This is a genomic window from Bartonella vinsonii subsp. berkhoffii ATCC 51672 (assembly GCF_902825225.1).
Classification (GTDB): Bacteria; Pseudomonadota; Alphaproteobacteria; order Rhizobiales; family Rhizobiaceae; genus Bartonella; species Bartonella berkhoffii.
In genome coordinates this window covers 36,706-44,072 of sequence record NZ_CADEAK010000012.1, presented here as the reverse complement: position 1 = coordinate 44,072, position 7,367 = coordinate 36,706, and the positions used below count along the sequence as shown (strand labels likewise).

Annotated in this window: 3 protein-coding genes and 1 pseudogene; all 4 read left to right on the top strand. The window is 37.1% G+C overall.

Features of this window, described 5'->3' with window-relative positions:
• The first annotated feature begins 610 nt into the window (after nucleotides 1–610).
• Entirely contained in the window at nucleotides 611–1,807 is a 1,197-nt protein-coding gene (locus J7R10_RS06515) for a multidrug effflux MFS transporter (protein ID WP_010705543.1), read from the top strand.
• Between the two features lie 283 nt (nucleotides 1,808–2,090).
• Nucleotides 2,091–2,822 carry an alpha/beta fold hydrolase gene (locus J7R10_RS06510; RefSeq protein WP_010705542.1) on the top strand — a complete coding sequence of 244 codons (732 nt, stop codon included), beginning with the start codon at nucleotides 2,091–2,093 and terminating at the stop codon, nucleotides 2,820–2,822.
• Nucleotides 2,819–4,935 (top strand): annotated as a pseudogene (locus J7R10_RS06505) (isocitrate/isopropylmalate family dehydrogenase). The gene J7R10_RS06510 and the pseudogene J7R10_RS06505 overlap by 4 nt, the downstream one beginning before the upstream one ends.
• Nucleotides 4,936–5,820: 885 nt before the next feature.
• A complete protein-coding gene (locus J7R10_RS06500; RefSeq protein WP_010705541.1) occupies nucleotides 5,821–6,774 on the top strand; it encodes an N-acetylmuramoyl-L-alanine amidase in 954 nt (317 codons plus the stop codon).
• The last annotated feature ends 593 nt before the right edge of the window (nucleotides 6,775–7,367 follow it).

Below are 7,367 nucleotides of genomic sequence, written 5' to 3'. Positions count from 1 at the left end.
TCGTAAACAGACAGGAATGATCAGGTTTTTATAATGGGAGGTATCAGGTTATGATGGGACACACGGATTTTGATGATGAGACCGTTAGGGTGATACCCCTTTCTTGCGAAATTCTGATCTAGAGAGCTATGTATGGAGTATTGGCTTTCCTGGACGAATGTTCTGAAGAAGAATAAAAAAGTGTAACATAAAGCTGTTTTGTAAAATTATCTTAATGCTTAGTTTTGACAATAATATATTTTTACTTCTTGGAGAAAATCTTATAAAGGTGATTTTTAGCCAGTTACATCGGGGAATAAAAAGTAAAGTTTTGTAGCTATCGTTTTAATTTTTTTACAGTTTTTGGGAGTGGGAATTTAGAGTGATTGAAAACGCATGAGAGGGTGATAGATGGGGTGCAGTGTATTCCTATATCGCGTTGAGCTTTTTAATTATAAGCTCTTTTACTCATCAACAAGATATCAAAAGGTAAATTTTATTAAATAAAGTAAAATTTTTTATATAAATCAATTTATATATTATCTGTTTATAAGTATAAATAGAATTATATTTGTAAAATAATAATATTAAAGTAAATAATATTTTTTAATACTAAAGTGTGCTTTTTTAAATGAGTCATAAATATACATTTCCATTTATTATACTTATCGTCTTTTTATCAACAGGCGGTCTGATTTCTACAGATATTTTTCTTCCTGCACTTGGTGAAATGCGCGAATACTACCAAGTGAGTGAATCTCAGATACAGAGTGCTGTAGCGATTTTTCTGTTTGCATTGGCTCTTGGACAGCTCATTTATGGTCCATTGAGTGATAATTTCGGGCGTAAAAAAACACTGCTATTTGGCTTGTTTTTATGGTTATTTACTACGATCAGTGTGATTTATACGGTTAATCTTCACGCTTTTCTTGCATTACGTTTTTTACAAGGTCTTGGAGCTTGTGCGGGGATTGTTTTAAGCCGTGCGATTATCAATGATTTATTGGATAAAAAAGCAGCAGGAAAACTTTATTTGATTGTTTTTCCCTTTATTGGGATGTCACCAGCACTCGCGCCGTTAGTGGGAGGTCTCTTATTACAAGCGTTTAATTGGCAAGCTACTTTTATCTTTTTAAGCTTTTTTATATTCTTAACCATTTTACTCTGTTGTTTTATTTTAACGGAAACATTGCCTTCTCAAAAGCGGCATCGTTTTTCTTTTATGGGATTTATGGAGGGCAGTTTAGGCGTTCTCAGAAACAAACAATTTATTTTTTATGCACTTCTTCCGTGCTTTTCTTATGCAACCTATTTTGCTTATATTGTAGAGTCACCTTTTTTACTTACCACTTTGGGTTTGCCACTGAAATATATTGGATATAGCTATATTGGTGTTTCTCTTCCCTATATTATGGGTAATCTTACAGCACGATGGCTTTTTAAGCGAGAATCTATGGAAAGAACGGTATGGCGTGGGTATATTATTTTTGTGGTAGGGGGAGGGCTCTTTGCTCTGCAAATGTATGTGAGCCCATGGCCACTTGTGTCGAGTTTTGCTGCTATCACTGTTCTTACTTTCGCTAATGGTTTTTTATTGCCGTTAGGGACAGCATTGGCTATTTCTTCGCATCCACAGGCTGCTGGAGCAGCTTCTGGTGTTATGGGCGCTTTACAATTAGGGAGTGCGGCGTTGAGTGCTGCGGTTATCGGAAGGATATCTGGACATAGTCCACGGGCTGTAGCAACTTTGTTAGCTCTGTGTTGTCTGCTAGGGTTTGTAATTTATATTCGAAAAGCCCACCATTATATGACTTTGGAAATAGATTGAGTAGGATAGAAGGAGGGGGTATCACGCATACATGTTTTGTATTATTTTGCTTGAATGTCAGTAACCTTAGTTGAAAATGAATTCTCATGAAGTTGGTTGCATGGAAGGTATCTAAAATCTGCCATAGCTTCATTTAATTTTGGTATCATTGATTATTTTTGACCGTTTTACGGGGGGACGTTTATGTAGGATAGAGATCCACAATTTTTAGGTTTGCATAGTTATCCTCTGGGGAGATATTGCTGCTACAATCTATATTTTGAAATAAGGGGAGAAATAAATAATGAGCCGTCGTGTTGTCATTCTTTCTCCTGTGATGCCAATTTGGGATCGTGGCGTTTTTTGTTCTTCATTTACAAAGCTCTGTTTGGCAAAAGGATTCCAAATTACTTTACTCGATACACTATCCCTTTTTCCTCCTCACTCTAGTTTTGGTAATAATTCTGCCATAGGCATTTTACCTTTTATGGTAGAGAAACTTGAAATATACTTTAAAGAGCCTTCAATTCTTGTGGGTTTTTCTATGGCTGGAATGTTAGTACAGATATTGGCTGCGCGACTTTCCAATGTTCGCGCTGTGCTCGCCATAAATGCACCAGGCTATCCAGATATGCTTTTGCAACGGCGCGTTGGATATATTCTCAATTTCTTGAAAAATAAAGATTTATCAGGAGCTCTAGAAGCACTGAATGCTTTTATGCATCCTCGTGGAGTTATGAGGAAAAGAGCATTATTGGAGATTCCTGATGCGCAAAAAAGCATGGCCATTGAGCGTATGACAAAAGGATTTGAGTTCTTGTTGGGAATGGATGCTCGAAATGAGATTATCAAGTACACCGGAAAGTTTTTAGCTTTGGTAGGTGAAAAATCGCAACTTGCAACCGTAGATAATCAAACACGGAGTCATTGTGTGAATCATGAATATAAAATTGTTTCTGATGCTGGGACGCGTTTATGGGATGATAATCCTGCTATGACAAATGCAATCCTTGATGAATGGATAGAGAGATTCTGAAAAAGAAAGTTCTTGTATTACCTGGTGATGGGGTGGGGCCAGAAGTTTGTGATGCTGCACTAATGTTTTTAGAGTAATTTCAGTTGCCGATTGAATTATCCTATGGCGCTATTGGCTGGGAATGTTGGAACAGGAAGGGGATTCTATTCCTCAAACGACTTGGCAAAAAATCAATGGTTGTGATGCTGTCTTGCTTGGTGCTGTGACTTGTGCAGGGAAAGAAGCTGCTTTAAAGGAGCTTGCACCACATTTAAGGGAGAGGCAACTTCCCTATGTTTCGCCTGTTGTTCAACTTCGCCAAAAGTTAGACTTGTTTGCCAATATACGTCCTGTAAGATATGTTGTTGGTTCAGAAAGACCTTTTCATTTTTGTGTTATCAGGGAAAATAGCGAAGGTCTCTATGCGGGGCTTGATTTTCGCGGTGTCTCTCCTGAAACAGCAACATGGTTAAAACATCCCAATTTGACAAAATATGGTCTTGCAGAGGCCGCATGGACAGTGTGGTTGCAGACACGTTTTGGTTTAGAGCGGTTGTTTGAATATACTTTTTCTTATGCACAGAGACATGGTTTTAAGCGGGTTACTTTTGCTGATAAGCCAAATGTCATGAGAGAAAGTGGTCAATTTGCTCAAGAAATTTTTGAGAAAGTTGCTCAAAATTATTCCGAAATTGAAGCAGATATTCACAATGTTGATGCGGTTGCTTTATGGATTGTCACAAAACCAGAGCAGTTTGGTGTGATTGTTGCTGAAAATATGTTTGGTGATATTCTCTCTGATCTTGGTGCTGGAGTCATGGGTGGATTGGGATTGGCACCGAGTGCAAATGTGGGAAGCAAGATTGCTTATTTTGGACCTGCTCATGGCAGTGCATCGCGGTTTACTGGACAGAATAAAGCTACTCCTTCTGCCATGCTTTATACTACAGCTTTACTCTTGTAACATTTAGATTTTAAAGAGGCAGCACAACAACTGTCTGAGAGTGTTGATCAGGTTATTCGCGCTGGGAAAACTGTGACTTATGATTTAGGAGGTTTAGCTACTACGCGTCAAATGGCTAAAGCTGTTCTTCGTTTTCTTTTAAATCCTGTTTCTGTTTGTCGAGCGGCGATTATTACGGTTGGTGATGAACTCCTTTCAGGACAATATCTGAATACAAATTTGCAGGATTTGAGTCAAAGCTTGAACAGGAGAAATATTCAAGTCACATGCCATTTTGTTTGCGCCGATCAATTACAGCAAATAAGTGAGACAGTGATTGTGTGTCTTGGACGAGAAGATCTCATCATTATCAGTGGAGGACTAGGACTAACATCTGACGATAAAACGCGTGATGCGATTGCTCAAGCTGTACAGCAACCTTTGGTTCATCATGAAGCGGTTTGGCAAACGATAAAAGGTCAATTGCAACGGTTAGGGATTGCGCCGGATAGCAATAATGCCTGTCAAGCATTGTTTCCTGAGACGGCAAAAGTCGTTGATAACCCTACAGGGACAGCACTTGGTTTTACCCTCTCTTGTAGTGGGAGTTCTCTTGTGGTGTTACCTGTTCCGCCTACACAAGCTCTTTCGCTTTTAGAACATTATTTAGAACACGGTGAGAAGAAGTATCCTGCTGTATCACGCGCTCAATATACGTGGACTTTGATTGGAATTGATGAAAGTACAATTGCGTATTGGGTTGATGGTCATTTCGCCAATTAACCATTTGAACGGCATTTTTTATGGAAAAGTCCTTATGTTCTTGTGCAATTGGTTGGTCATTCATCAACGCCTTTGGCACAGTATTTAATCGAAGAATTTGAAGATTATTTTCGTCCATATTTGGTTGGTGAAGAAATTACCATTGCTCGCCAACAATTAGCGATGCATGCAGAAGTTCATTGGTCGGCAAATGATCCCATGCTTTTAAAATATTTTCATCCTATAGAAAAAAGCACAAAAATGATTCCGCAGTTTGAGGTTGAGGTTAGTTTATCACCTTCTTTAGAGATCTTAGAAAACCAAAAAGAAAGCCTTGGACATGCTACAATGACTGTACGAATTGACGGGTATGGTGATGTTCATATTACTTTTCCTTATACGCGGCCGCTGTTAGGCGTGGTCTTATAGGAATATGCAGCTTGGTCGGTTTTAAAAAGATATTTGAAAACGGAAGATTAAAACTGATATTCTGTAGGGGCGTAAAAGCACTCACTTAATCCTTGCTTTTACTTAAGTTAAGACAGTGTTTTTTTGAGGTTTGAGATCGGTTGTATTGGCTAACTTGTTTTCTTTGATCTTAGATAATAGCAAAATAGGGTTGAATAAATAGAAAATATTTTATTCTGAACAGTTTTTCAGAACAATATGAACATTATTATTCAGATTTTGTTTGGGATATGGTTGATGCTAGCAATTCTATCTTACTTTTTTTGCAATAAATATTTATACATTTTAAGCTAAAAATCACATGCTTATATGCGTATGGGAAGAATTATTATTGTATGATAAAATTGCAGTGACTCGTGGCGTTTGTTTTCAGTTCAGGGAAAAAATCTCGACACATATTGTTTGAGAGATAAAAATATCCTTTCAAGAGGATAGAAAAGTATTTTTGATTTTTCTGACAATAAATTGCCATAAAATAACAGTATTTTTCAAGACTGTTATGCTCTCACATAATGGGTTAGGTATTATCTCTCATGTGTACTGATCCCTCAGGATTATTCAAGTGCATAAAAAGAATTGTTTTGTATGCAAGATACAAAGGAATATTCTTTCAGCGGTTTTGCTATGTTCTTTTTGGTTTCTTGATGGGCAATTTTCAGGCATGTTTGAAAATGCATCATTCATTGTTAAATAAGGCCTTTTTTGCTGAGTGAATTTTTAAAGCATTATTCTTAGTATTTGAGTGTTTGAATATAAAAAATTTTCAAAAATTGCTCCGCCCTCATTTCGTAGACTGTTTCTTATAATGTGCGGTGGTACTTGTGAATGAAAAAAGGAAGGATTCCTATGTATCAGATTGATTACAACAGTTATCGTTCTGTTAAGAGCTTTAATCGTCGTATTCGTTTTCTTGTAATGCATTATACTTCACTGAATTTTAAAGAGTCGGTTATGGCTCTTACAGGAGAAAAGGTTAGTGCACACTATCTTGTTCCTGATCCTTCAGAACAGACATATCTTGAGGCAGGTTTTAAGGATATGCGTATCTTTAATCTGGTGGATGAAAGTGAGCGCGCATGGCATGCGGGTATCAGTTCATGGGCTGGGCATAGTAATTTAAATGATACATCTATTGGAATTGAAATAGTTAATTTAGCAACTGGCCATTCTGTTTCTTCGGACAAGACCTATGTTGAAACATCTTTAAAGGATGTACGCATTTTAAATCCTGTTCCTAAAGATGAAAATGAATTACAGGCTGGTTCATGGACTGAAAAAAGGCATGTGAGCAGTCCAGTTTTGCCTCTTGAGAAAGATCATTTTTTTACTTGTCAGAATGAGGGGGTGATATTTCCTCCTTATAATCCAACGCAAATTGATGCAGTTAAGGAGCTTGCGTTGAATATTCTTCAACGATATCCAGATATTACGCCAACCGATGTTGTTGGACACAGTGATATTGCCATTGGAAGAAAAATTGATCCAGGGGCTGCTTTCCCGTGGAAGGAACTTTATATGGCAGGGATAGGGGCATGGTATGATGATGAACGAAAGCATCACTATCAGGAGCAGTTTTGTAAGAGTTTTCCATCCAAAGAAGATGTTTTGGCTCAGTTGAAATGTTATGGGTACGACATTTCTATTGCATGTAGCGAAATTGGATATAAAAATTTGATCCGAGCTTTTCAGCTTCATTTTCGTCAAGAAAATTATGATGGGATTCTGGATGTTGAAACCGCAGCGATTCTCTATGCTTTGGTAGATAAGTATTTCCCATCGGATTTATCCAGTTTATCTTGATTTTAAAGAGAGGGAGCTGCAACAATATAGATTTTCTTAGCGGAGTTTTTTGGCTTTCTACCAATGAAGTTTCTCTGGAAGAGAAAAATTGTGATTGTTTTGAAAACAAAATGACCTTGCAAAAGAATGAATGAAACAAAAAAAGTGATGCGGTTTTGAGGGATAAGCTAAAAAATTCTGCTTTCTCAACTCTTTACACATCGCTTACCTTTAAAATTGGCTTTAAGTAATATAAAAATAAATGCCTCTGCGGCAGTGTGAATGTATCCCCATAAGGTAGGCAAGGCGCATGTAAAATCAGAGCATTGTGTATGGGGAAAATATGATGTTCAAGAGTTTGTATAGAAAAAGTGACGCTTTAGAATGAATTTATGTATACAATATCTGATGCAAAAAACTATAGGTTATGTGTATTGTGCTTGTAGTGTGCAAGTAAAGCTTAACAATAATTGAAATAAAAGAGTAAAAAAAGCATACATAGGGCTTTAAATATGAGTGGAATGATTTTTGTTTTTTTAATGTATATCGTTTCTGTTCTTTGGGGAATTTTTTCAACATACCCAAAATTACTGAAGTTCTCCAGAATCTTGTGA

What these genes read in the sequence shown, in the direction of transcription:
- J7R10_RS06500 (WP_010705541.1), top strand. Translation starts at nt 5,821, where the DNA reads ATGTATCAGATTGATTACAACAGTTATCGTTCTGTTAAGAGCTTTAAT.
- J7R10_RS06515 (WP_010705543.1), top strand. Translation starts at nt 611, where the DNA reads ATGAGTCATAAATATACATTTCCATTTATTATACTTATCGTCTTTTTA.
- J7R10_RS06510 (WP_010705542.1), top strand. Translation starts at nt 2,091, where the DNA reads ATGAGCCGTCGTGTTGTCATTCTTTCTCCTGTGATGCCAATTTGGGAT.